The organism is Ruegeria sp. HKCCD7181, assembly GCF_057221055.1.
The window spans coordinates 13,638-35,272 of record NZ_JBWVBC010000018.1 but is presented as its reverse complement, the minus strand read 5'-3'; the positions used below and the strand labels follow the sequence as shown (position 1 = coordinate 35,272).

Below are 21,635 nucleotides of genomic sequence, written 5' to 3'. Positions count from 1 at the left end.
TCCCCATCACAATCATTCCGTCTTTTGAAACAATCTGACTGCCGGGCTGGACGTGTAGATGGACGCTACTTCCAAGCTTCTATCTCGCGAAAAACTTAAATTGGGCTCAAGCAAGCGGTTCGTTCTGAAGATTGAGAAGTGCGCAATGCAAATCAGAAACCTGCGAGAAAACATAACCCGGACTAACCGCTTGTAGCTGGGCAACGGGATAGTTACCCCAAGTTACAGCGGCACTTTCGACCCCCGCAGCTTTTGCCGCAAGAACATCATGTGGGCCGTCACCCACATAAATTACTTTCCGGTCGCAGCGCCCGCTGATGGGCAAAGCCTTGAGAATTGGAGCTGGATGAGGTTTTCGTTCCGGCGTGTCTTCGGCGCCCACGACTAAGTCAAATACGGTCTTTTCTATGCCGCAGTGATCGAGATCGTTTTTGATCCGGGCATGAGCCTTGTTCGATACGATTCCAAGTATGCACGACTTCGCCAAATCCTCGAGCATAGCTTCAACGCCGGGAAATAGTTGAACCCCATCGGAACTGTAGCCGCGCTTATACGCTAATGTCAGCGCGGATGCGCTATTGGGATAGTGTTGAGAGAAGTATTCATTTGGACGTCTTCGGAGCAATTCGTGAATATGCTCGTCATCGGGGTTGATCGCATGGCCTTCGACTTTCCGGATTGCATCACGGAAAGCCCGAACAATTGCTGATCGGGTATCCAGCAGTGTCCCGTCAAGATCGAATAAGACGATCATCCGATCGAATACCCCCCATCCACGGGCAGCAATACACCTGTTATATATCGCGCCTCATTCGACACCAGAAAACAAATGACCGCAGCGATGTCGTCCGGCTCCCCCCATTCGCCCATCGGGATGCGATCATTTATTTTCTTCGATCGCTCCGCATCGTTGAATGCTTTAGCCGCTAGTTTTGTTTTAATCCAACCCGGCGCGACTGCATTGACGCGTATGCCATCCTTGGCCCATGCGGTCGCCATCGAGCGGGTCAATGCCACAACTCCCGCCTTGCTCGCGGCATAGCCAGGGGACCCAGGTGAGCCAAAATAGCTCCACATGGACGCAATGTTGACGATCGAACCGCCGGCCTTTGACAACGCCATTTTAGCAGCGGTGGCACCATTCAGAACTCCAGTCAGATTGACATCAAGAACGGTAGAGAAGTGGTCCGCCTCCCATTCCCGTTGGTGTCGCAAGATGCCTGCGCAGTTAACAAGCGCAGAAATTTCATCAAAGTTTCTAAAGAAGGCCGCAGTTTCCTGCTCATCTGAAATGTCGAGTGTTTCGAAGCGGATATGATCCGGTAACTCTTCAGTTCGGTCCAGACCTACCGCGACAACATCGTGCCCGGCCTGGTGCAATGCCGCAGCCGTCGCCGCACCGATACCCGATCCTCCACCGGTCACAATCGCCGTTGCCATGCCGTATTCCTTTCCTTTTCAAACCGTTGCTTCAAGCCCGCCAAAACACAGGTATTTGAGCTCCAGATAGTCATCGATGCCGTATTTGGAGCCTTCGCGCCCGAGACCGGACTGTTTGATCCCCCCGAACGGGGCGACCTCGGTCGAGATGATGCCTTCGTTGATACCCACCATGCCGGCCTCGATTTTCTCGGCCACACGCCAGACTCGTCCGATGTCGCGGGAATAGAAATAGGCGGCCAACCCAAAATCCGTTGCATTGGCCAATCTGATGGCCTCGTCTTCGGTCTCGAAGCGGAAGAGCGGCGCCACCGGTCCGAATGTTTCTTCTTTGGCAACCAGCATGTCTGTGGTTACGCCGGTCATGACAGTTGGTTGATGGAAGTTTCCACCTTTCGGACCTGCCGCGCCCCCGGCAACAATCCGAGCGCCTTTGTCGGTTGCGTCCTGAATATGTTCCCGGACCTTTTCAACGGCTGCTGCATTGATCAATGGTCCCTGATCGAATTCACCCTCCTGTGCATCACCGACCGAGAGCTTTGAAACCGCGATTGCCAGTTTCTCGGCGAACTGATCGTAAACACCCGATTGTACCAGCAATCGGTTGGCACAAACGCAGGTTTGTCCGGTATTTCGGAATTTCGACGCCAATGCCCCCTGAACGGCGGCGTCGAGATCGGCATCGTCAAAAACGATAAATGGCGCGTTGCCGCCAAGTTCCATCGACACTTTCTTCACCGTCTGCGCAGACTGCTCCAGAAGCACCCGTCCAATTTCGGTGGACCCGGTGAAGGTGAGCTTGGCGATTTTGGGGTTTGTCGCTAGTTCGGTTCCTACTGTGGATGCGTTGCGAGAAGTTACCACGCTAAATACGCCTTCCGGAATACCGGCCTCGTGCGCTAAATATTCCAATGCATAAGCGCTAAGCGGCGTCGCGCTGGCTGGCTTCAGCACCATTGTGCACCCGGATGCCAACGCAGGCGCAGCTTTTCGCGTGATCATGGCGTTTGGAAAATTCCAGGGTGTTATGGCGGCCACCACCCCGACAGGTTGTTTGATCGTGGCAATACGGTTGTTAGCTGCTGTAGCCGGGATCATGTCGCCATAAACCCGCTTAGCCTCTTCTCCGAACCATTCAATGAAAGATGCGCCATAGAGAACCTCGCCACGGCTTTCGGTGAGGGGCTTGCCCTGCTCTGCGCTCATGATCCGGGCCAGATCTTCCTGGTTTTCAATCACCAGATCGAACCAGCGGCGCAGGATCGCGGCGCGGGCCTTCGCCGTCAGCTCTTTCCATGTCGGCAGTGCCGCTTCGGCCTTTGCAACGGCTTGTCTGATATGGTCGACAGAGACGTCCGGAACCCAGGCAATGATTTCACCAGTCGCTGGATTATCGACCGGACTTCCCTGGTTTTCAGCGACCAGCGACCTGCGCAGCAGCGTCGGGTTGTTGATCAGATTAAGAATTGAGGTCATCCGAGTTCATTCTCCGGTGTCTTTCTGAACAGGGTTTCGGTTGATTGCATCGCGTCGATCAACTGGTTGACAGAAACATCTGCCGGGAAGTTTCTGAGATGCCTAACCTTCGAGGTGGCTTGAGCGATCGCAGCATAGTCATCCTGCGAGACCGGGCGCCTGCACAGTTCCGACAACGTGAGCGGAAGCCCTACATGCCGCATCAGGTTCAGCCTGGCCGTTTCCATGCCAAATTCAGCCAGCATGTGTTGAACGCACAGGCCATAAGACACCTGAAAACCATGAGGCGCGTCTTTTGCGCCGGGAATCAGCGACAACCCGCGGGTCAGAGCATGTGCAATCGACAGGCCGCCATTTTCAAAACCAAGTCCGGCCATAAGAATCATGGCCTCGACCGAAGCATCGAATGCTGCGGTCACCTGGCCTGACCCGGCAACATCAAAAGCAGAAGCGCCATACGCAAGCAGCGTGTCTTCGCAGCATTTCGCGATGGCCAGCGCCACGCGTGGCGGCGTGGCATTAAACATGTTGACGCCCTCGGCTCGCGCGCAGGCATGCGCCTCAGGGTACTTCGCCAATGCGTCGCCCAACCCTGCAGCGAACATATGTTTTGGGGCGCGCGCGAGTATCCCGGTGTCGACGATTACAGCATCGGGGTTCTTTGGCAGATGACGCACTTCGACCAACTGATGAGCCTTGTCATAGAGCACAAAGTTTTTGCTGGTCGGTGCGTCGTTAGAAGCAACGGTTGGAATGGTGATCAGCGAAGCTTTCACGATCTCGGCCAAGGCCTTACCGGTGTCGATAGCACGCCCTCCGCCACATGCTACAATGACGTCGCCTGCGGCAGGTTCGTACTTCTTTGCCAGCTGAATTCCCGTATTCGGAAGAAGTGCACCGTTGAATTCCACAATTTCGAAGGTCATTTCAAAATCAATCAGACATGCCTTCAGTTGATCGCCGATCAAATCCAGGACTAGCTTATCGGAAACGATGACAGCCCGGTGACCCAAATCGCAAACGAGCCGCCCAACCTGCCCGATGGCACCCAACCCTTGAATGTAACGGGACGGCGAACCGAAAACGCGAAGATTTTTGTCAAACAGGGTGTCGGACATTGTTGTGATTCCAGTTGAAGCAAACACTGTTCATCAAACATGATATATGATATGTCTTTAGTCAAGCCATAGAACGGAGACGAAAATGAACATAGACGGCCGGACCCGGGTTATCGTGCATCTTGCCTATCCATCGACGCATCTTAGAACCCCATCCTTTTTTAATCCATTGATCGAGAAACAGGGGCGGAACGCCATTCTTGTGCCTTGGCAGGTCAGCCGGGAAAACCTGCCGCAAGTCTGGGATGCGCTGAGATTGTGTGAAAGCCTGGCCGGGGTCATCGTCACAATCCCTCACAAAACCGATGTTGCGAGCCTGTGTGACGAGTTGGAAGGGGCCGCCCGTTTCCTGCAGGTGTCCAACGTTGCTCGGCGCACCGATGACGGAAGGTTCATTGGCCGGATGTATGATGGACCCGGTTACCTGCAGGGTCTGCTCAACGAAGGGCATGAGATGCAGGGGCGACGCGTTTTGCTGTTGGGTGCAGGCGGTGCGGCAACTGGTATCGCGCATTCGTTGGTCGAAGAGAAGGTTGAACACCTGACAATCGCCAACAGGACTCGATCAAAAGCCGAGGATCTTGCCGCAAAGCTGAACACGGAATTTGAAACCGACATCGTGTCAGCCGGCGAGGCAGTTGGCGGCGACCATGATGTGGTTATCAATGCCACTTCGGTTGGTCTGAAGGCGGACGATCCCCTGCCGATTGACCCGGACAGTATTCAAACCGACGCGCTGGTTGGCGAGGTTATCATGCAGCCGGATGTCACCGCTTTGCTGGAGGCCGTGCGTGCAAGGGGATGCACGATCCATAAGGGCAAACACATGATTACGGGACAGACCCAGTTGTTGGCCGATTTCCTTTTGGGACCGCTGGGTGCGGACTAATCATCCGTAGACAAAAGGCGCTTTCGGACATCGTCTGGATAGGGGACGGGAGCGCCGCTTAGAACGTCGAACAACACGATCGTACAAGAGGCCCGAAATACCACCTCTTCCTCTTGCAAAATCGTATACTCGACGTCCTGGCTGGTTCGGCCGATCCGTACCACCTGCCGTTCTACTGTGAGGACGTCATCAAGCGAAACCGGTGCCAGGTATTCCGCCTGCGATGCCACCATGATCTGAGATGGGCGATCAGGTGCCGGTTGTCCAAGACCGATCTCGACAGCTTGCCGGTTGCGCGCATCCTCGCACCATCGCCAGTAGGCGATATTGTTGGCGTGCCCAAGCCGGTCGATATCGGCCCATCGCACACGGGTTTCCATCGTGTAGATCATTCCCTGCGGCTGAGCCGCATCATAGGTCGATTTTCTGTTCACGACATTCTGCCGTCGCCTCAGAGGCGCACGACCCTGTTTCCCGGGTTTGGACCGCACTTAAGCCTGGCCAAAGCATCTGGCAGTGCGGCGAATTCAGCAATTTCAATAATCTGCGGATCAAAGTCACCCGTCATGCAGCGCTCAGCGATAGAGCGCCCGGCGGCGACAAGATCAGCCCACTGAGCGTCGGTGCCGCAATTGTGCAGGCCGTTGAGGCCAACTTCGTGCAGGGATATCGTCGTGGTGAAGGCCGGAAGCGGCGCGGTTTCCTGACGGTCCTGAATACAGACAAGATGACCATTGGCAGCAATAACATTGGCCAGCTCCGCTGCATGGCTGCCGCTGACCATGTCTACGACGGCCCAGAACGGGTGGCTATCTTCGCCAATGCGCAATTGTGATTGCCAATCCGGAGAACGGTAATCGTGGCAAACTGCTGCCCCAAGACGCCTGACCCTATCATGCTGCGCCGAGGACGCCGCCGCATGAATGATCCATCCGCGGTCATCAGCCAATTGCAGGAATGCGCCTCCGACCGCTCCGCTTGCGCCTGTCAACAGGACCCGCGCGCCGGGCATTTGCGGCAGCTTTTCCAAAGCTTGGTACGCGGTCAGCGCCGGGCATGGCAGTGTCGCGGCAACTTCGAATGGGAGACTGGCGGGCAATGGAATAGCCGCCCGAGCGGGTATTGCGGTGCGCTCGGCGAAGCTGCCCTGGCGCACCAAATCGGTGTGATAGGCAACCGGCATTCCGGCTGACAGGTGTCTCACCTCGGTTCCAACCTCTACGATCACGCCTGCGCCATCGACCCCGGGAACATGTGGCCATGTCCAGGCATCATGCCCCCATTCCACGAATTTCCAATCCACCGGATTCAACCCTATGGCGCGGTTTTCGACTACGACATCGCGAGGGCCGCATTCCGGAGTGTCTATTTCGGCCAGATGGAGTGTGTCCGGCGTTCCAGTCTTGTCGTGAACGAAAGCTTTCATTGCTTACTCCGATCGCTTAGATCCAAATGAAAACCCCACCGCCATTAACAGCGATGGGGCAGGTTTGTCACTGAGCGTCTTTCTGTTCGACGCCAATGAACTCCCAGACCTCGCCGCCATTTTCCCAATAATGCATCGTGTAAGGCCGGAACGTAATGACATCGCCCGCGCTGAACTCAAATCGGGATACCTCGTTTCCCTCGCCGTCGGTATTGACCAGCGAGCCAGAGCCGCGCACGACGTAGAGTACGTAATTACTTTTGCCTTCGTGTTCCGCGATATAGCCGTATGGTTCAACTCGACCAAAGCGAACATTCACTGCGCTTTCGATCCCACCGATGGTTCCGTACAGAAACCGTTTGTTTGGCAATCCGCCGATGTCAGGAATTTCATCAACGCTTGTTGCGGGCATGGCCGTGACAATAGGGTGCCCGTCCGGCCCGTTTTCAATCAGCACATTGCGCGCTTGTGCGCTCATTGCAGCGGTCGCGAGCGCGATCGCCATCAGCCCGGTTTTGATCCAGGTGTTCATAGCCTTCCTCCTGTTGGCTGGTAGAAATTAGATTTTTGCGTCTCGGCTTCCGAGTCCTTGCAACAACACGGCGAGTATGATGATCGCACCCTTGATGATCTGCTGCGGATAGGCTGGAACCGACATCAAGTTCATGATGTTGCCGATGAGTCCGAGGATCAGAACGCCGATCACCGTGTTCGTCACACTACCTTTGCCTCCTGATAGCAACGCGCCACCGATCACACAGGCGGCGATCGCGTCAAGCTCCAGCGCCATGCCGGTGACAGGTGTTCCCACGGAGGTGCGCGAGGTCACAACGATCCCGGCAAGTGCGCTCAGACCACCACAGATCGTGTAGGCCAGAAACTTGTAGCGGGCGACGGGCAGGCCAGCGAGACGCACAGCTGTTTCGTTGCTGCCAGTGGCCACTGTCATACGTCCATAGCTGGTGCGCCGCAGGATCAGGATGAATACAACGATGATCACCGCGATCATCACTATAGGCCAGGGGATGCCCAGCCAGGGCACCCCTTTCGAGCCAAAGGTCTTGAGGATCTGGGCGGTTGACAACTCGCGGTCAAATCGCACTGGCTGGCCATTGGTCAGCATGTAGGCCAACCCCCGCGCCATCGTCATCATCGCCAGAGTAACTACAAATGGCGCCATGTTGAACTTGGCGACCATGACACCGTTCATGGCCCCAAGAAGGGCGCCAGCCGAAATCGCGAGCAGCACGCAGCAGATCAGGGCAATGGCACCTTCGAAAGGCATTGCCGGCATCAGCATGGCCACGGCCATGCCGCCGATGGCCGCCAAAGAGCCAACGGATAGATCGATCCCGCCGGTCAGTATGACCAACAGCATGCCAATCGAGGCCAGAAACAGTGGCACCAGTTGCCGCAACAGGTTGAATCCGTTCTGCACCGTCAGGAAATGCTCGGACAACAAGGACGATGCGACGATCAGTGCCGCCAACATAATGAAGATGTTGTACTTGATCAGCAATCCGACGACGGACAGTTGACGGGGTTCCGAAGGCGCCTTAGCGCCAGTTGCTGTATTGGTTGTATCAGTGGACATTGTCTTGCCCCATTGCCAGTTCGATTATGTTCTCTTCCCGGATGGCGTCGCCTTCGAGCGTACCCGCCATCCGTCCGCCGCGCATGACCATCACCCGGTCACACATACCGATCAGTTCGATCATTTCCGAGGACACCACGACGATGGCCGCTCCCTGCTCGGCCAATTGGTTGATCACGCGGTAAATCTCGACCTTGGCGCCCACATCGACGCCGCGGGTCGGTTCGTCGAGAAGCAGCACGTCGCAATGCGCAACCAACCACTTCATCAGAGCTACCTTCTGTTGGTTTCCACCCGAAAGCGTCGAGACGTTCGCATCCTGGCTGGTTGCCTTAAGGCGCAATTCCTTCCAAAGCTCCTGAACTATGTTGCGCTCGCCTGTCTGGTTGATCCAACCGGTGACCGAGATGAAAGGATTGACCGGAGTCATCAGAGCGTTGTCGCGGATCGGGAGATCAAGCAGTACGCCCTGATGTTTGCGGTCCTCCGGCAGCAATCCGATGCGGTTCCGGACCCCCTCCCCGGCTGTGCGGTTGTGCACCTCCTGGCCGTGCAGGGTGACGGTTCCACCATCGCGTTTGTCTGCGCCAAAAATCGCCCGCAACGCTTCGGTTCGGCCTGCTCCGACAAGGCCACCGATACCCAGCACCTCACCCCGGCGCACCGAGAAGCTAACATCCGACACCATGCTGCCGGAGCTGAGACCACGCACCTCCAGCGCCGCGGCACCGATCTTTGCGTCACGCTCCGGAAAGAAATCCGTCAGCTCGCGCCCGATCATCAGATTTGTCAGGCTGTCATGGTCCAGAGTATTTGTGTCCCAGGTGCCGACCGTGCTGCCGTCTTTAAGGATCGTCACTCGGTTACACAGGTCGAAGATTTCATCCAGCCGGTGCGAGATATAAATCACGCAGACCCCTTGATCGCGCAGCTTTCGGACCAGGCGGAACAGTTTTTCCGTTTCGTGGTTGGTCAGAACGGCGGTCGGTTCGTCCAGCACCATAATCTTGCATTCGTGCGACAGCGCTTTACAGATTTCGACCACCTGTTGGTAGGCCACGGTAAGATCCGAAACCGTGCTGCGCGGATCGATGTCGGAAAAGCCCATCTCCTCCAGCAGTTCGGCGGCACGCCGGTTCAATTCGCGGTAATTAATGGAAAACTTCTCGCCAAGCTCGTGCATCAGGATGTTTTCGGCGACCGTCATATGGCTGGCGAGTGAAAATTCCTGGTAAATGATCGACACCCCGAGTTTCATGCCTTCGTGGGGTGAATGGATATTGGCACGGTCACCGTCGATCCGGATTTCTCCGCCCTCGTGATCATAGGCACCGGACAACACTTTCATCAAAGTGGATTTGCCAGCCCCGTTTTCGCCCATCAAGGCATGGACCTCGCCGCCCTGAGCAGAGAAAGACACATCAGAAAGCGCGTGGATACCACCGAAGCGTTTGGATATCCCGCTCATGCTAAGTCGTTCCATGTCCCCTCCTCTCTGGGTTCGTAGGCAAGGCCAGCCAATTTGGCCTTGCCTAATTAACGGTGGCTCAGTGTCGTATTTCTTCGATGGTGCGGAATTCAGGTACCTCGTATTTGAAAAACGGGTTGCTATCATCTTCGTCGATGAAGCCTGCAACGTTGTCCTTGGTCGCGATCTGCGGCGGCGTATAGTACGATCCCATCGGCAGGTTGTTTGCATCCCTACCGCCGTCGAAGATTTCGTGGATCAGCTTTAACACACCTTCTCCCGTGTGGGTTCCCGAGTTCAACGCCGTCACCATCATGTCGCCGGACTGAACGAGATCGAGCGCAACACGGAAGCCATCGGCAGCGGCCGCAACCTGAATGTCACCGCTACGGTTCTGGTTCTCGAGCGCACCTATGGCGCCAATTCCCATAAAATCGTTCCCAGCCAGGATCACATCAAGCGTGTCGCCATGCGCCGACAGAAAGTCCTCCGTCGCGTCCAACCCGCCCTCTTCGGTCCAGTGCGCCACACCCTGGGCCAAAACTGAAAAGTTGACAGCATCCGCGTGGAATGAGCCCTTCTTGTTCAGTTCCTGAAAGCGATTGAAGCCTTCCAGCATGGCGTCTTCTTTGGACCAGCCCAGGCCTAGCTGCTGGCTGCGCTCATAGATAAAACCGGAAATGAGACCGTTCACACGGCTCTCGGCGGTCGAGTTGCCAACGCGACCAATCAGTGTTGCGGCGTTGATCTGCTGGTCCTTGTCATATTGCTGCGCCACGTATTGGCCAGCGGTAAATCCATTGCCATAAGGGTTGAACAACACCGTAGTCACGATGGGTGATTCATCCGGAACGGTGCCCAGGGCAATCACTGGAATTCCCGCCTCGACCGAACGTTCGGCATCGATTGCTGCCGAAGCCAAATCCGTCGGGTCGACCACGATGACGTCAACGCCTCGGGCGATAAACGTGTCGAAATGCGCCGAAGTCTTGGCAGGGTCTCCATCTGCAACTTGGACGTCGAGTTCGTAACCGTATTCTTCTGCCTTCTCTTTCGCGACGTCAATCACGCCGACAAACCAGGGGTTGCCCAACGTGATCTCGGTCCACCCGATTTGGAGTTTATCTCCATACTGACCGGGCGCCTCTGGCAACGCTTTGTCGATGCCAGAGCGGTCGCTCATGTTCGGGTCGATCACGCCAGACAACGACGAGTGCGGCAGCAGCGTATAAATTTCATGCTTGTTCTGCGCCGATGCCGGTGCTGAGACCGACAGCATTGACGTCGTTGCAAGAGTAGCGATTGCAGTATTCCAGTGTTTCACAGATTTCCTCCCCTATAGAAAACACATTGGCGGTGAAAAGCCGGGGTTCACCCGACTTTTCGGTGAAACCGATATTCAGTTCCGCAGACCGTCGATCGTCTTGAAAGGCGGGATTTCGTAAACGTAGAACGGATTGTTCTTGTCGGGATCGATGAATTTGTCGACATTGGCCGGGGTCACCGTCTCAGGCGGCAGGAACGAACCCATCGGCATGTTGCTGGCATCGAACCCTTCATCGAAGATCTGGTGGATCAGTTCAATGGTCGCTTCGCCGACATGCGTGCCCGAGAACAGGCCAGTCGCCATCAGGTCACCCGATTTGACAAGATCCAGCGCAACGCGGAAACCGTCAGCCGATGCGGCCACATCAACCTTGCCGTTCAGACCCTGGTTATCCAATGCGTTCAGCGCACCAATGCCCATAAAGTCGTTGCCGGCCATGAACAGATCCAGGTTTTCACCATGGGCGGTGAGAATGTCCTCGGCCGCGTTCAAGCCGCCCTCTTCGGTCCAATGTGCAACACCCTGTGCCAATATCGAAAACTTGAGCTCGTCCGACGAGAACGACCCTCCGGTATTGACTTCCTGGAAGGCGTTGAAACCGGCCAGCATCCCGTCTTCTTCGGACCAGTCCTTACCCATCTGAAGGCCACGCTCATAGACAAAGCCCGACACCATGCCATTGACGCGGCTTTCCGAGGTGGAGTTACCGACGCGTCCAATCAGGGTGGCGGCATTTACATGCTCGTCGGCGCTGTACTGCGTCGCCATGTAACGACCCGCCAGGAACCCGTTGATATAGGGGTTCCAGGTCACCGTGGTGACAATCGGGGATTCATCCGGGACGGTACCGATGGCAATCACCGGAATGCCCGCTTCGACCGCGCGTTCAGCATCTGCGGCCGCCGACGCCAGATCGGTCGGGTCGATTACTATGACATCCACGCCTCGTGCGATAAAAGTATCCACATGAGACGAGGTCTTGGCCGGATCGCCATCTGCCACCTGCACATCTAATTCATATCCGTATTTTTCGGCGGCCTTCTTTGCGTCGTCGATCAGGCCTACGAACCAGGGGTTGCCCAAGGTGATCTCTGTCCAGCCGATACTGAGCTTGTCACCGTATTGGCCGGGTGCTTCGGGCAATGCTTTTGCAATGCCCGCCCGACTGTCCATGTTCGGATCGATCAGACCTACAAGCGATGTCTGCGGCAGCAGAGTATAGATCTCATGTTTGTCTTCCGCTGATGCCAGCGTTGGCACCGCAAGCGTCGCACCGATTGCCACTGTCGCAAACAGTTTCTGGTAGTGTTTCATGGTTCCTCCTCCAAGGCGCGGCTTACCGCAGTTTAACCATCATATATGATGTATTATAGCGTCAAGCGAAATTAGACACGTGTGTTATCTGATAACACCTCGCACCACCGCTTCGATGCCAGCTTCGTCCAGTTGGTAATGCGCATAGAGATGTGTGGGCGGTGCGATCAGGGCATACTCGTCCCGAATCCCGTGGCGAACCAGACGAGCCTGGCTTCCGGCTTCCGCCAGCACTTCAGCAACAGCAGCACCCAGCCCGCCCAGCACATTGTGTTCCTCGATCGTAAGGATGACCTCCGACCGTTCAGCGGCTTCAAGTATTGCGTCCTTGTCGAGCGGCTTGATGGTCGGCATGTCCAGTACACCAATTGACCGACCCTCATACCTGAGCCGTTTGGCGACCTGTACAGAAGGGTGCACCGGCAAACCGCAACCGATGATCGTGACTTCCTCGCCTTTTGTATGCTCGATGGCCTTGCCAAATATAAAATCCTGTTTGGGGTCATAGAGATCGGGTTCGCGGCCGCGACCAGTGCGGAAATAGATCGGACGATCATGGTCGCCCGATGCGCGAATTGCGGCTTCGAATTGAGGGCCATCTGCTGGAGAAACCACCGTCAAATCCGCAATAGAGCGCATGGTTCCGATGTCCTCCGTTGCGTGATGAGACGTTCCGTAGAACCCCATCGAAATGCCGGTGTGATGCCCGACCAGCCGAACCGGCAGAGCGCAATAGGCAATGTCCATGCGGATCTGCTCGCAGGTCAGAAGGCCGACAAACGACGCAAAGGTTGCAACGAATGGCACCATGCCCGTGGTGGCCAGGCCGGCAGCGGCAGACACCATGTTCTGTTCCGAAATGCCGAACTGAACGTAGCGGTCCGGGTATTTTGCCGAGAAGCGGTTCAATCCATTGGAATATTGCAGGTCGGCGGATCCAGCTATGACGTCATGCCCTGCATCGACCAGCGCGAACAATCCATTCGAAAAGTGATCCAGACCAGGGTTCTTGGTGTTCAACTCGCGATATTGCCACGAATTCGGGGAAAGAGGCTTGTTCATATCAGATTACCTTGCTGAGTATTTCGTCACGCGCGGCATCCGCATCCGACGGATCCAGATATCCGAGATGCCATCCCGGCTCGGTCTCCATGTAAGACACGCCCTTGCCCTTCAGCGTCTTGGCGATCACACAGGCCGGTTTTGTTCGGGTCTTGTCGGATTTCAAACGCCGCAACAGCGGTGTGAGTGCTTCCAGATCGTGGCCGTCAACCTCGTGGACGTCCCAACCAAACGCGCGCCACTTTTCGTCCAGTGGCTCAATAGCCATGGTATCATCTACTTTGCCGTCCAGCTGATATCCGTTGCGGTCGACGATGGCGATAACATTGCTGAGTTCATGGTGGGCAGCGCAAAGAGCCGCCTCCCAAACCTGACCTTCCTGCATTTCACCGTCGCCCAGCATGACGAATGTGGTGAAATCCAGCCCCTTGGCACGTGCACCGAGGGCCATCCCGACACCGTTGGACAAAGCATGACCAATCGAACCGGATGAGAAGTCGATCCCAGGAACTTTTCGCATATCGGGGTGATCGCCCAGCGGATTACCCAGCCTGGTATACCCGTCCAGTGTTTCGGTATCGAGGTAACCCAAATCCGCCAGAATCGGGAAAAGCCCGACGGCGGCGTGCCCCTTGCCCATTAGAAACCGGTCACGCTCTGGCCACTTGGGGTCGGCAGCGTGAAGGTTCATGACATCATAATAAAGTGCCGCAAAGATCTCAGCCGCCGAGAACACCGAACTGTAGTGACCCACCTTGGCAATCTCGATCAGGCGAATGGTCTCCAGCCGTATGAATTGCGCGCGGTCACGCAGTTTTCCCAATTCCGTCGCAGTCAAAACAAGTTCGTTGTCCAGCATTTCTGTTTCCCTGACTTCCGAGACGTTCGAAAGATTTGGTTTGAAGTCGTTTTTAGTAAGCTATATGATATATGATACATTGGTCAAGGGAGGAAAGGATCAAACATGCCCCTAGACAGAACAACCATTTCTGAAATGCAAAAGACACTGCGCCCAAATGGTCGGGCTTTTATTGATGGAAAGTTCGTAAATGCACTGTCTGGAAAGACTTTTGATAACATCTCGCCACGTGATGGCGCGGTTATCAATCAGGTCGCAGCAACCGGCTCCGAGGATGTCGATCTTGCGGTAAAGGCGGCGCGAAACGCGTTTGAAACTGGCGCCTGGTCAAGAATGTCACCGCGTGATCGCAAAAAGAAGATGTTGCGATTCGCCGAGCTTTTCGAAGCCAACATGGATGAGCTGGCGGTTTTGGAAACTATTGATATGGGCAAGCCTATTGCCGAAAGCCGCGATATAGACGTGAACGTTGTGCTGGAAACCTTGCAATGGTACGCGGAATGCCCTGACAAGATCTACGATGAAATCGCACCCACGGCAGACAATGCTCTTGCAATGATCACCCGTGAACCGGTCGGTGTTGTAGGGGCTGTTGTTCCCTGGAATTTCCCAATGCTCATGGCGTCGTGGAAATTTGCACCTGCTCTGGCAACTGGCAACTCAGTCGTCCTTAAGCCGGCCGAGCAATCTCCTTTAACCGCGATCCGGATGGCCGAACTGGCTGCAGAAGCAGGCATTCCCGACGGGGTTTTCAACGTTGTTCCCGGATTTGGTCCAACAGCGGGACGGGCATTGGGCCTGCATATGGATGTGGACTGCCTAGCGTTCACTGGCTCAGGTGTCGTCGGTAAGATGTTCCTCGAATATGCCGGTCAGTCGAATATGAAATCTGTCTGGCTGGAATGCGGTGGGAAAGGTCCGAACATAGTTCTGGATGATGCAGATCTCGAAAAGGCCGCGCAACGTGCTGCAACAGCAATCTGCTTCAACCAAGGAGAAGTCTGCGTCGCGCCTTCGCGCCTGATTGTCTCCGAAAAGATCCATGACGACTTTATGCAGACTGTCATCGAAACCGCCAAACAAATCGAACCAGGCGATCCTCTTGATCCCAGCACCAAACTTGGGGCGCTGGTAGAACAGGACCATCTCGCACGTGTCGAAGGATATGTCGAAAAGGGCAAGGAAGAAGGCGCTGAACTGGTTTTGGGCGGCGACCGACCGGACAGCGCCCTTGGCGGTTTTTACTTGAACCCGACAATCTTCACGAACGTGACCAACGACATGACAATCGCGCGCGAGGAAATCTTCGGGCCGGTCCTGTCAACAATTACTGTGAAATCTGATGAGGAAGCGGTGACCGTCGCCAATGACACACCCTTTGGGTTGGGAGCAACGCTGTGGGGTCGCGACATTTCCCGTGTGCATGGTATTGCGCGATCACTTCGCGCCGGAACCGTTTGGGTCAACAATCACGATCACAGCGATATCACGGTGCCCTTCGGTGGTTACAAGCAATCGGGCAACGGCCGAGACAAGTCGCTTCACGCGCTGGACAAATATACCGAGCTTAAAACAACTTGGATTGAACTCTAACCTCAGGCTCGGGCGCTTTCGAGTGCCCGAGCTTCGATCCAGGCGACCATGTTCAAACCCAAAGATATGTCGTCCTGAATAGCTTTCTGAGCTTTCGCGCCGTCACGTTCTTTCAACGCCTCAAGCACATCGAAATGCCCGTGCCGACCACTGGTCAGGTCGCGCGAGGGTGCTTCCACATGGAATACTCGTAAGAGCGGTCCCATCAGGGTCCACATGTTTTCGACGGTCGCGTACAACATTGGCATTTCGGCTATTTCCATCAGCGCAAAATGGAATTCTCGGTTCAAGTAAGCCGCTTTCAACGGATTCGTCGCAGCAGACTCTTGAAAGGCTTTGTGCGTCTGTTCGAGTTTTGCGAGCTGTTTCGGTGTCACTTTCGTCGCGGCCACCTCGGCTGCTTTTCCCTCGAGCAACATCCGGATGGTCTGAATCTCGCGCAGCTGATCGGCAGAAATTTCTGGCACATAGATTGCCGTCGCCGCCTTCATCTCAAGCGCCCGCTCACTAACCAACCGGAATATAGTTTCACGTACCGGTGTAATCGAAACATCCAGCTCACTAGCCAGACCGCTTATTGTCAAACGCGCGCCCGGCTCGTATTTTCCATCCATCAAGGCCTTTCTGACTGCGGCATAGACCTGTTCAGACAAATTGCCCTTGTTCAGAGGTTGAAGATTCGACTTGCTCATGGTTCACCTCGCCTGTTCATATTTGATATATGATACAACTAACTGCAGATTCCACCAAAAAAAGGGCCGAAGAAAATCTTCGGCCAGTTTAGGGAGTTATCAGGCATTCGTGGGCGTTAGCGGCGGCGCTCTGCGAAGCAGATCCGCCGCTTTTTCACCAATCATGATAGCTGTTGCGTTCGTATTGCCTGAAATCAGGCTGGGCATGACCGAGTTATCAACAACCCGCAGATTGCGGACGCCATGCACTTTGAGCTCCGGGTCAACCACAGCCAGGTCATCTTTGCCCATCCGGCACGTTCCGACGGGGTGGTAAACAGTTTTACCTCGCTCTTTCACATAATTCGCAAGCTCATCTTCCTGCGTCATGTTCTTGCCGGGGAACGCTTCTTCTTTTTCCAGATACTTCGAAAAAGATGGCTGAGCCAGAATGTCCCGTGCCATGTTGAGTCCCTTTACCGATATTCTCAGGTCCTCCGGATCAGAAAGGTAGCGTGGATCCATGATCGGGTGATCCTTTGGATCAGCTGATTTCAGACGCAATTCTCCTCGACTCCGAGGCTTCACAACGCACGGGTTGATGGTGGCTCCTGCGCGAGAAATTGTTTCGCTGCCCATATCCAGGAAAACAATCGGAACAAAATGCATCTGCAAATTGGGCTCCGCCTCTATGTCGTCTACGTTTACGAAACAGCAGGCTTCGGTCACATTCGAGGCGACTGGCCCCGATTTAAACAGCATGTATTGCAGCCCGTTCTTGATCGAATTGAAAAAGGAATCTTGGCCGTAATACCCATGCTTGCCAGTGCAATACCGGACAGCTGGGTATTCCAGATGGTCCTGAAGGTTCTGACCCACACCATCCAAAGCAACATTGATCTGGATGCCATGAGACTTAAGTTCCTGTTCGGGCCCGATGCCTGACAACATCAAGATTTTAGGGCTTTGTACCGCACCGGCTGAAAGGATCACTTCCTTGGCAGCCCGTGCTACTTTCAGCTGGCCCCCTTGAACGTATTCGACGCCTACGGCCTTATCGCCTTCCAGGATGATCTTCGTCACAAGGCATCCGGTTTCAACGTCGATCAGGCCCTTTTTTCGCATTGGATGCACATAGCCAACGGCCGCACTGCAGCGGCGCACGTTGCGCGTTGTCGTCTGATTAAAGCCAACGCCACGCTGGCGTGCACCATTGAAATCGGGAGTGAACGGGATACCGGCTTCCTGACATGATCTCACAAACGCCCGCGTAATGTCGGTGATTTGGCGTAGGTCAGAAACTCCCAACGGCCCCCCCACCCCATGGTAGTCATCGGACAAACGGTCGTTGTCTTCAGCACGCTTGAAGTAAGGCAAAACCTCCGAATAGGACCATCCTTCCGCGCCGTCTTCGGCCCAACCATCGTAGTCTGAACGCTGGCCGCGGATATAGATTGCCGCGTTCACTGAACCGCCACCGCCCAGCACGTTGCCTTGCGGCATGATCCGGGATTTTCCATCGAGGTTTTCCTGAGGCGCGGTTTCGTAGTGATACAGGTATTTGGTATCTAGAAGTTTGGTGAAACCCGCAGGAATGTGAATCAATGGGTTTTTGTCCCACCCACCAGCTTCGAGTATCAGCACCGAGCCGGCATTCTCCATAGCAAGCCGACCTGAAACCGCGCAGCCAGACGATCCCCCACCGACGACAACATAATCGTGCATGTCTTTCTCCTATTAATATATATGATATATGATGCAGAGGATAAATTGTCAATCGGAGAGTCCTTGCTATTGCCGCCCCGCTGTTGTCGCATTTTCTGTCGTGTGGTTGCTCATGCCCGAAATTGGACGTAGGTGACATCGATGAATTCATCGCCCATCAGCTACAAGAGCTACGGTTTTCCCCCTCAGATTATTACACACGCGGTGTGCCTTTATGTTCGCTTTAATTTGAGCCTGCGTGAAGTTGAAGAGATGCTGCTGCAGCGCGGGATCGACATCTTACGAGACGGTCCGGCGTTGGGTCATCAAGTTCGGACCGCTGGTCGCTCGAAACTTGCGGCAGCGACAGGACCGTTCAGGCGATGTCTGGCACCTCGATGAGGTCGTTGTGAGAATCTCCGGTCGCAAGTACTGGCTTTGGCGCGCGGTCGATCAACATGGCATCGTGCAGGAGGAAATACCCAACCAAAACGGGACAAACGGGCTGCAAAACGGCTGTTACGCCGCCTGATAAAGCGTCTTGGTTTCGTTCCCAAGCAGATCATCACGGACAAGCTGCGCTCATATGGCGCCGCCAAGCGGGAAATCGCGCCAAGTCTGGATCATTGGTCGCACAAGGGCCTCAATAATCACGCCGAAAACATCCATCTCCCATTCCGAAAGCGAGAACGGACGATGCAAGGCCACCGGTCTCCAGAAGGGTCGCATCTGTCCTGGCAGGCATAGAACTGGTCAACATGATCCGCAAAGGTCAATTCACGCCCGGATTCCGACCGTTTCAGCAATTCCCCAACTGGTAGGATAAACTGCTCACCAATTCCACTGATGCTCTGCGATCTAAAAACCTGCGACAGAACCGAACCAATGACATTCTCCTACTATCTAAGCGGTACCTCGACACGATGTGCAAAAAATATGCTTTTTGCACATTACTACAAGCCCCACACATTCCGGCCAATCTGCTACCGGTACACTCTACCGTCGCGGCATTTTCACGTTATTGTCCTGAGCCTTGCTCAACTGATTTAACTGCTAATTTCAGAAACCTTTTGCGCGATCTGGGTCATTATCTCTTCGACCATACCTCGGTCTAACTCCTGCCCGTTAATACGAATACGCACTGCATCCGCGGTAAATTCGGCACGAATATCACCGCCACTTGGCAAAGCTTTCGGTGGAATACGTTCAATTTGCTGTGGCCTGCCCCCCCTTGTTTTGTCTTTGGGGGTTCCTGGCGCGGCCGTTAAAGCACTCTCCAACAGCGCCCATTCCGCTTTGGCGTCAGAAACATCTGCCCGGGCAAGAGTCTCGCGTAGCGTCACTTGCGCACCGTCACGCAAAGCAGCAGCCAGTTTCAGACCGGCTTTTTCAGATAAACCAACGGGATACTGCAGGAGGTCCCCCAGCGCCTCATGCACTATGGCAAAACTACGAACCTTGGACCGCTTGGCCTTGGAAGCCGCCGCAAACAGTGTGTCCACTGCGGCCTCAACCGAGGGGAACACTCCCTGCCCTGCCGCTAATACCGCGACCCGACCCCGCTCATAGGGGCTTAGGTTCGAGCGCAGTTCGTTTTCTTCCACCATCGAAACATAAGCGCCCTGCCCTTTACCCGCATCGCGGACAAAAGCTGGGATTTCAGAAAATCGGGGATCAGCTTCCGCCAAACGCCGGAAAGCGTCCAATCGTCGGAACCCTGAAATTAGACCATAGCCCTCATTCGTCTTCGCCACCTCGATAGGCGTGCGCAATCCATTGACGCGAAGCGACTCCAACAGTTCGGCCATCGCTTCTTCATCTTCAACCATTCGATCGCGACGAATGAAGTCGGCATCAATCTGGTCCAACGGCAGCATTTCGGCAATCAGCCCCGCATCTTGCGCATCGCGCCAGCGGGCAGCGTCGCCTTGATCCTTTGCCAACGCCACGCGATCCGTCACTGATGCCATGCCGTTTAGCGACGCGGCCTCGGCCGCCACCTGTGCAATTGGTGGCGTTGTCGAATTTGTTTCAAACGGGCTGATCGAGGGTTTCGCCGCGAAACCTGCTTCAAGCTGCTCCAGCTCCGTAGTGTCCGGAGCAGTCAATCTTCTGCGTTTAGCCATTTGCATCTCCTCCCATCTGAGCATCCCGCCACCAACAGCCAATCAGGACTTCTTTGAATTCGGCGTAGGTGCGATCAAAGGTCTCCCTGCCCCGCACATAAGTATCGCGATTGAAGTCACGATAGTCGGCCTCATAGATTCCATTCACTTGCTCACCCGCCTGCCCTACCAGCGCGGTATAATCCTGCCTGTACGCGTTCATGAAATCACCGAAGTACGCTTGGATTACATTGGCCATATCTGTTTGCTGGCTGGCATCGAACCGCGTGATGATAGCCCGCACAACATCCCACTCGAACTTGAGCTCAGGCAATCCTGCCGCGCGTTGCGCCGCGTTCTCACCGTCTTCAATGCTCGCGAAGGTGGTATAGAGCATGTCAAAAAACCGACCGGTCGAGTCAAATTCCAGAAAGGATGCCCCCAGCGGAACCAGTAAAATGTCGGCGGCCGCCAATGCATTGATCGTTAGGTACCCAAGTGCAGGAGGCGTATCGAGAAAAACGATATCGTAATCGTTCAATACGCCTTCGTCTTCGAGGAAGTTCGTCAATCCATCCCATAACGGCCAACTCCGCAAGCCCATCCGCCAGACTGGAATTTGAAACTCTGCCCAATAAAGGTTCAACTGCGCTCCAATCAGATCAATATTGGGCCAGTGAGTTTTCTGGATCACGTCTCGCGGCGAAGTTCTAAGCGCTTCCTGCAGTGTTTCGTCCAGCGGAATTTCGGTTTGACTTGCGGCCGAACGTACCCTGTTTTCCTCTTGAACTGCTCTCGCGTAGTCTTTTGCTATCAGAGGGAAAACCGTTTGCCATTCGTCCGCAACACGCCCTCCGAGAATCGACGTCATTGAACCTTGGCTATCGAGATCTATGACCAGCACTTTGTATCCGTCCAAAGCCGCTGACATGGCCAGATGCGCGGCGGTAGACGTTTTGCCGACTCCGCCCTTGAAGTTTGCTACTGCAACCACTTTGGCCGGCAGGTCGTTCGGGCGATAGGGCAGGTATTCCTTGGTGCTCACACCTTCCGCTGCAAAGTGTTGGCGCAACTTTAAGACTTCTTCCAGAGTGAACCACTTAGACCCCGCCTCCCCTTCGCCTTGCGGTAAATCAGGGTTCGCTTTGAGAACGCGACGCAAATGAGCCGGGGCAACTGGAATCAGGTACTTAGTAATCTCCCAGATGGAGAAGCGGCGTAGTCTTTTTTCACCGTCCGGCGCGTAACCGCGCCTGGCCAAATCCTCTCGGCCTTTTGAGCAGAAAGCTGCCGCTTTCGCGAATCGAGATGTCCCGATAGGATCAGGCAACTTCGTCGCCGCAATCTCGGGGTCAAGATTCAGATAGGGGGGCAAGGGAGGTTGGTTGGATTTATTCACTGTCGATGCCTCAGATAATGTTCGCCTTACCAGCGTATATTTAGGAATGTAACGAACATTTGTCGGCAGTGCTATCCTCAATCGGTGTTTTTTCCACAGAACTAGGTACTAGGCTACGGTTTCGTGGCGAAACTAAAGGAAATTGAAGAAATAGGCACACTAAAGAGTTTATTATTTTTAGATTGTTTAG

19 protein-coding genes and 1 pseudogene are annotated in these 21,635 nt (G+C 54.9%); 3 read left to right on the top strand and 17 right to left on the bottom strand.

Going from position 1 to position 21,635, the window contains the following annotated elements:
- Positions 1-106: 106 nt before the first annotated feature.
- From AC2TCY_RS22140 to AC2TCY_RS22125, 4 genes are read right to left on the bottom strand one after another with little or no spacing between them, the layout of a single operon-like run.
- Entirely contained in the window at positions 107-754 is a 648-nt protein-coding gene (locus AC2TCY_RS22140; RefSeq protein WP_480850816.1) for an HAD family hydrolase, read from the bottom strand.
- Positions 751-1,440, bottom strand: a complete 690-nt coding sequence (locus AC2TCY_RS22135; protein ID WP_480850814.1) for an SDR family NAD(P)-dependent oxidoreductase — start codon at positions 1,438-1,440, stop codon at positions 751-753. The genes AC2TCY_RS22140 and AC2TCY_RS22135 overlap by 4 nt, the downstream gene beginning before the upstream one ends.
- 18 nt (positions 1,441-1,458) lie before the next feature.
- Positions 1,459-2,916, bottom strand: coding sequence for an NAD-dependent succinate-semialdehyde dehydrogenase (locus tag AC2TCY_RS22130; protein WP_480850812.1), 1,458 nt, complete (start codon positions 2,914-2,916; stop codon positions 1,459-1,461).
- Positions 2,913-4,034: a glycerol dehydrogenase gene (locus AC2TCY_RS22125; protein WP_480850810.1), complete on the bottom strand. Its 1,122-nt coding sequence runs from the start codon at positions 4,032-4,034 to the stop codon at positions 2,913-2,915. Before AC2TCY_RS22125 ends, AC2TCY_RS22130 begins: the two co-directional genes overlap by 4 nt.
- An 85-nt stretch (positions 4,035-4,119) precedes the next feature.
- On the opposite strand from AC2TCY_RS22125, the gene AC2TCY_RS22120 reads away from it, so the two are divergent.
- Positions 4,120-4,923, top strand: a complete 804-nt coding sequence (locus tag AC2TCY_RS22120) for a shikimate dehydrogenase family protein (protein WP_480850808.1) — start codon at positions 4,120-4,122, stop codon at positions 4,921-4,923.
- On the opposite strand, the gene AC2TCY_RS22115 is transcribed toward AC2TCY_RS22120, so the two are convergent.
- The 9 genes from AC2TCY_RS22115 to AC2TCY_RS22075 all read right to left on the bottom strand — a co-directional run bounded on the left by AC2TCY_RS22115 (position 4,920) and on the right by AC2TCY_RS22075 (position 13,973).
- The gene (locus AC2TCY_RS22115; protein WP_480850806.1) at positions 4,920-5,357 is read right to left on the bottom strand and encodes an acyl-CoA thioesterase; all 438 of its coding nucleotides are present in this window, start codon (positions 5,355-5,357) and stop codon (positions 4,920-4,922) included. The genes AC2TCY_RS22120 and AC2TCY_RS22115 overlap by 4 nt on opposite strands.
- Before the next feature lie 17 nt (positions 5,358-5,374).
- Positions 5,375-6,349 (bottom strand): zinc-binding dehydrogenase, encoded by a 975-nt coding sequence (locus AC2TCY_RS22110; RefSeq protein ID WP_480850804.1) that lies wholly within the window; start codon positions 6,347-6,349, stop codon positions 5,375-5,377.
- A gap of 67 nt (positions 6,350-6,416) precedes the next feature.
- A complete protein-coding gene (locus AC2TCY_RS22105; RefSeq protein WP_480850803.1) occupies positions 6,417-6,881 on the bottom strand; it encodes a cupin domain-containing protein in 465 nt (154 codons plus the stop codon).
- A gap of 27 nt (positions 6,882-6,908) precedes the next feature.
- Positions 6,909-7,943 carry an ABC transporter permease gene (locus tag AC2TCY_RS22100; protein WP_480850801.1) on the bottom strand — a complete coding sequence of 345 codons (1,035 nt, stop codon included), beginning with the start codon at positions 7,941-7,943 and terminating at the stop codon, positions 6,909-6,911.
- Positions 7,933-9,426, bottom strand: a complete 1,494-nt coding sequence (locus tag AC2TCY_RS22095) for a sugar ABC transporter ATP-binding protein (protein WP_480850799.1) — start codon at positions 9,424-9,426, stop codon at positions 7,933-7,935. The genes AC2TCY_RS22100 and AC2TCY_RS22095 overlap by 11 nt, the downstream gene beginning before the upstream one ends.
- A 64-nt stretch (positions 9,427-9,490) precedes the next feature.
- The gene (locus tag AC2TCY_RS22090) at positions 9,491-10,735 is read right to left on the bottom strand and encodes a sugar ABC transporter substrate-binding protein (protein WP_480850797.1); all 1,245 of its coding nucleotides are present in this window, start codon (positions 10,733-10,735) and stop codon (positions 9,491-9,493) included.
- Positions 10,736-10,810: 75 nt separating this feature from the next.
- Positions 10,811-12,052 (bottom strand): sugar ABC transporter substrate-binding protein, encoded by a 1,242-nt coding sequence (locus AC2TCY_RS22085; RefSeq protein ID WP_480850795.1) that lies wholly within the window; start codon positions 12,050-12,052, stop codon positions 10,811-10,813.
- 84 nt (positions 12,053-12,136) lie between these two features.
- The gene (locus tag AC2TCY_RS22080) at positions 12,137-13,114 is read right to left on the bottom strand and encodes a transketolase family protein (protein ID WP_480850793.1); all 978 of its coding nucleotides are present in this window, start codon (positions 13,112-13,114) and stop codon (positions 12,137-12,139) included.
- Position 13,115: 1 nt separating this feature from the next.
- A complete protein-coding gene (locus AC2TCY_RS22075; RefSeq protein WP_480850791.1) occupies positions 13,116-13,973 on the bottom strand; it encodes a transketolase in 858 nt (285 codons plus the stop codon).
- 105 nt (positions 13,974-14,078) lie between these two features.
- Here AC2TCY_RS22075 and AC2TCY_RS22070 point away from each other — a divergent pair, with 105 nt between their 5' ends.
- Positions 14,079-15,566, top strand: coding sequence for an aldehyde dehydrogenase (locus AC2TCY_RS22070; protein ID WP_480850789.1), 1,488 nt, complete (start codon positions 14,079-14,081; stop codon positions 15,564-15,566).
- A gap of 2 nt (positions 15,567-15,568) precedes the next feature.
- On the opposite strand, the gene AC2TCY_RS22065 is transcribed toward AC2TCY_RS22070, so the two are convergent.
- Positions 15,569-16,258: a GntR family transcriptional regulator gene (locus AC2TCY_RS22065; protein WP_480850787.1), complete on the bottom strand. Its 690-nt coding sequence runs from the start codon at positions 16,256-16,258 to the stop codon at positions 15,569-15,571.
- A 99-nt stretch (positions 16,259-16,357) separates the two neighbouring features.
- Complete coding sequence (locus tag AC2TCY_RS22060) at positions 16,358-17,962, bottom strand: GMC family oxidoreductase (RefSeq protein ID WP_480850786.1); 1,605 nt, start codon at positions 17,960-17,962, stop codon at positions 16,358-16,360.
- Positions 17,963-18,103: 141 nt separating this feature from the next.
- Here AC2TCY_RS22060 and AC2TCY_RS22055 point away from each other — a divergent pair.
- A pseudogene (locus tag AC2TCY_RS22055) lies at positions 18,104-18,664 on the top strand (IS6 family transposase); the annotation flags it as partial.
- A 323-nt stretch (positions 18,665-18,987) separates the two neighbouring features.
- Here the strand turns inward: AC2TCY_RS22055 and AC2TCY_RS22050 are convergent.
- Together AC2TCY_RS22050 and AC2TCY_RS22045 are read right to left on the bottom strand one after the other, a co-directional pair.
- Entirely contained in the window at positions 18,988-20,067 is a 1,080-nt protein-coding gene (locus tag AC2TCY_RS22050; protein WP_480850785.1) for a ParB/RepB/Spo0J family partition protein, read from the bottom strand.
- The gene (locus AC2TCY_RS22045) at positions 20,060-21,445 is read right to left on the bottom strand and encodes an AAA family ATPase (protein WP_480850783.1); all 1,386 of its coding nucleotides are present in this window, start codon (positions 21,443-21,445) and stop codon (positions 20,060-20,062) included. Before AC2TCY_RS22045 ends, AC2TCY_RS22050 begins: the two co-directional genes overlap by 8 nt.
- Positions 21,446-21,635: the final 190 nt, after the last annotated feature.

Excerpts from the sequence above, each read along its gene's own strand:
- AC2TCY_RS22140 (WP_480850816.1), bottom strand. The coding sequence starts at position 754 with ATGATCGTCTTATTCGATCTTGACGGGACACTGCTGGATACCCGATCA.
- AC2TCY_RS22135 (WP_480850814.1), bottom strand. The coding sequence starts at position 1,440 with ATGGCAACGGCGATTGTGACCGGTGGAGGATCGGGTATCGGTGCGGCG.
- AC2TCY_RS22130 (WP_480850812.1), bottom strand. The coding sequence starts at position 2,916 with ATGACCTCAATTCTTAATCTGATCAACAACCCGACGCTGCTGCGCAGG.
- AC2TCY_RS22125 (WP_480850810.1), bottom strand. The coding sequence starts at position 4,034 with ATGTCCGACACCCTGTTTGACAAAAATCTTCGCGTTTTCGGTTCGCCG.
- AC2TCY_RS22120 (WP_480850808.1), top strand. The coding sequence starts at position 4,120 with ATGAACATAGACGGCCGGACCCGGGTTATCGTGCATCTTGCCTATCCA.
- AC2TCY_RS22110 (WP_480850804.1), bottom strand. The coding sequence starts at position 6,349 with ATGAAAGCTTTCGTTCACGACAAGACTGGAACGCCGGACACACTCCAT.
- AC2TCY_RS22105 (WP_480850803.1), bottom strand. The coding sequence starts at position 6,881 with ATGAACACCTGGATCAAAACCGGGCTGATGGCGATCGCGCTCGCGACC.
- AC2TCY_RS22100 (WP_480850801.1), bottom strand. The coding sequence starts at position 7,943 with ATGTCCACTGATACAACCAATACAGCAACTGGCGCTAAGGCGCCTTCG.
- AC2TCY_RS22095 (WP_480850799.1), bottom strand. The coding sequence starts at position 9,426 with ATGGAACGACTTAGCATGAGCGGGATATCCAAACGCTTCGGTGGTATC.
- AC2TCY_RS22085 (WP_480850795.1), bottom strand. The coding sequence starts at position 12,052 with ATGAAACACTACCAGAAACTGTTTGCGACAGTGGCAATCGGTGCGACG.
- AC2TCY_RS22080 (WP_480850793.1), bottom strand. The coding sequence starts at position 13,114 with ATGAACAAGCCTCTTTCCCCGAATTCGTGGCAATATCGCGAGTTGAAC.
- AC2TCY_RS22075 (WP_480850791.1), bottom strand. The coding sequence starts at position 13,973 with ATGCTGGACAACGAACTTGTTTTGACTGCGACGGAATTGGGAAAACTG.
- AC2TCY_RS22070 (WP_480850789.1), top strand. The coding sequence starts at position 14,079 with ATGCCCCTAGACAGAACAACCATTTCTGAAATGCAAAAGACACTGCGC.
- AC2TCY_RS22065 (WP_480850787.1), bottom strand. The coding sequence starts at position 16,258 with ATGAGCAAGTCGAATCTTCAACCTCTGAACAAGGGCAATTTGTCTGAA.
- AC2TCY_RS22060 (WP_480850786.1), bottom strand. The coding sequence starts at position 17,962 with ATGCACGATTATGTTGTCGTCGGTGGGGGATCGTCTGGCTGCGCGGTT.
- AC2TCY_RS22050 (WP_480850785.1), bottom strand. The coding sequence starts at position 20,067 with ATGGCTAAACGCAGAAGATTGACTGCTCCGGACACTACGGAGCTGGAG.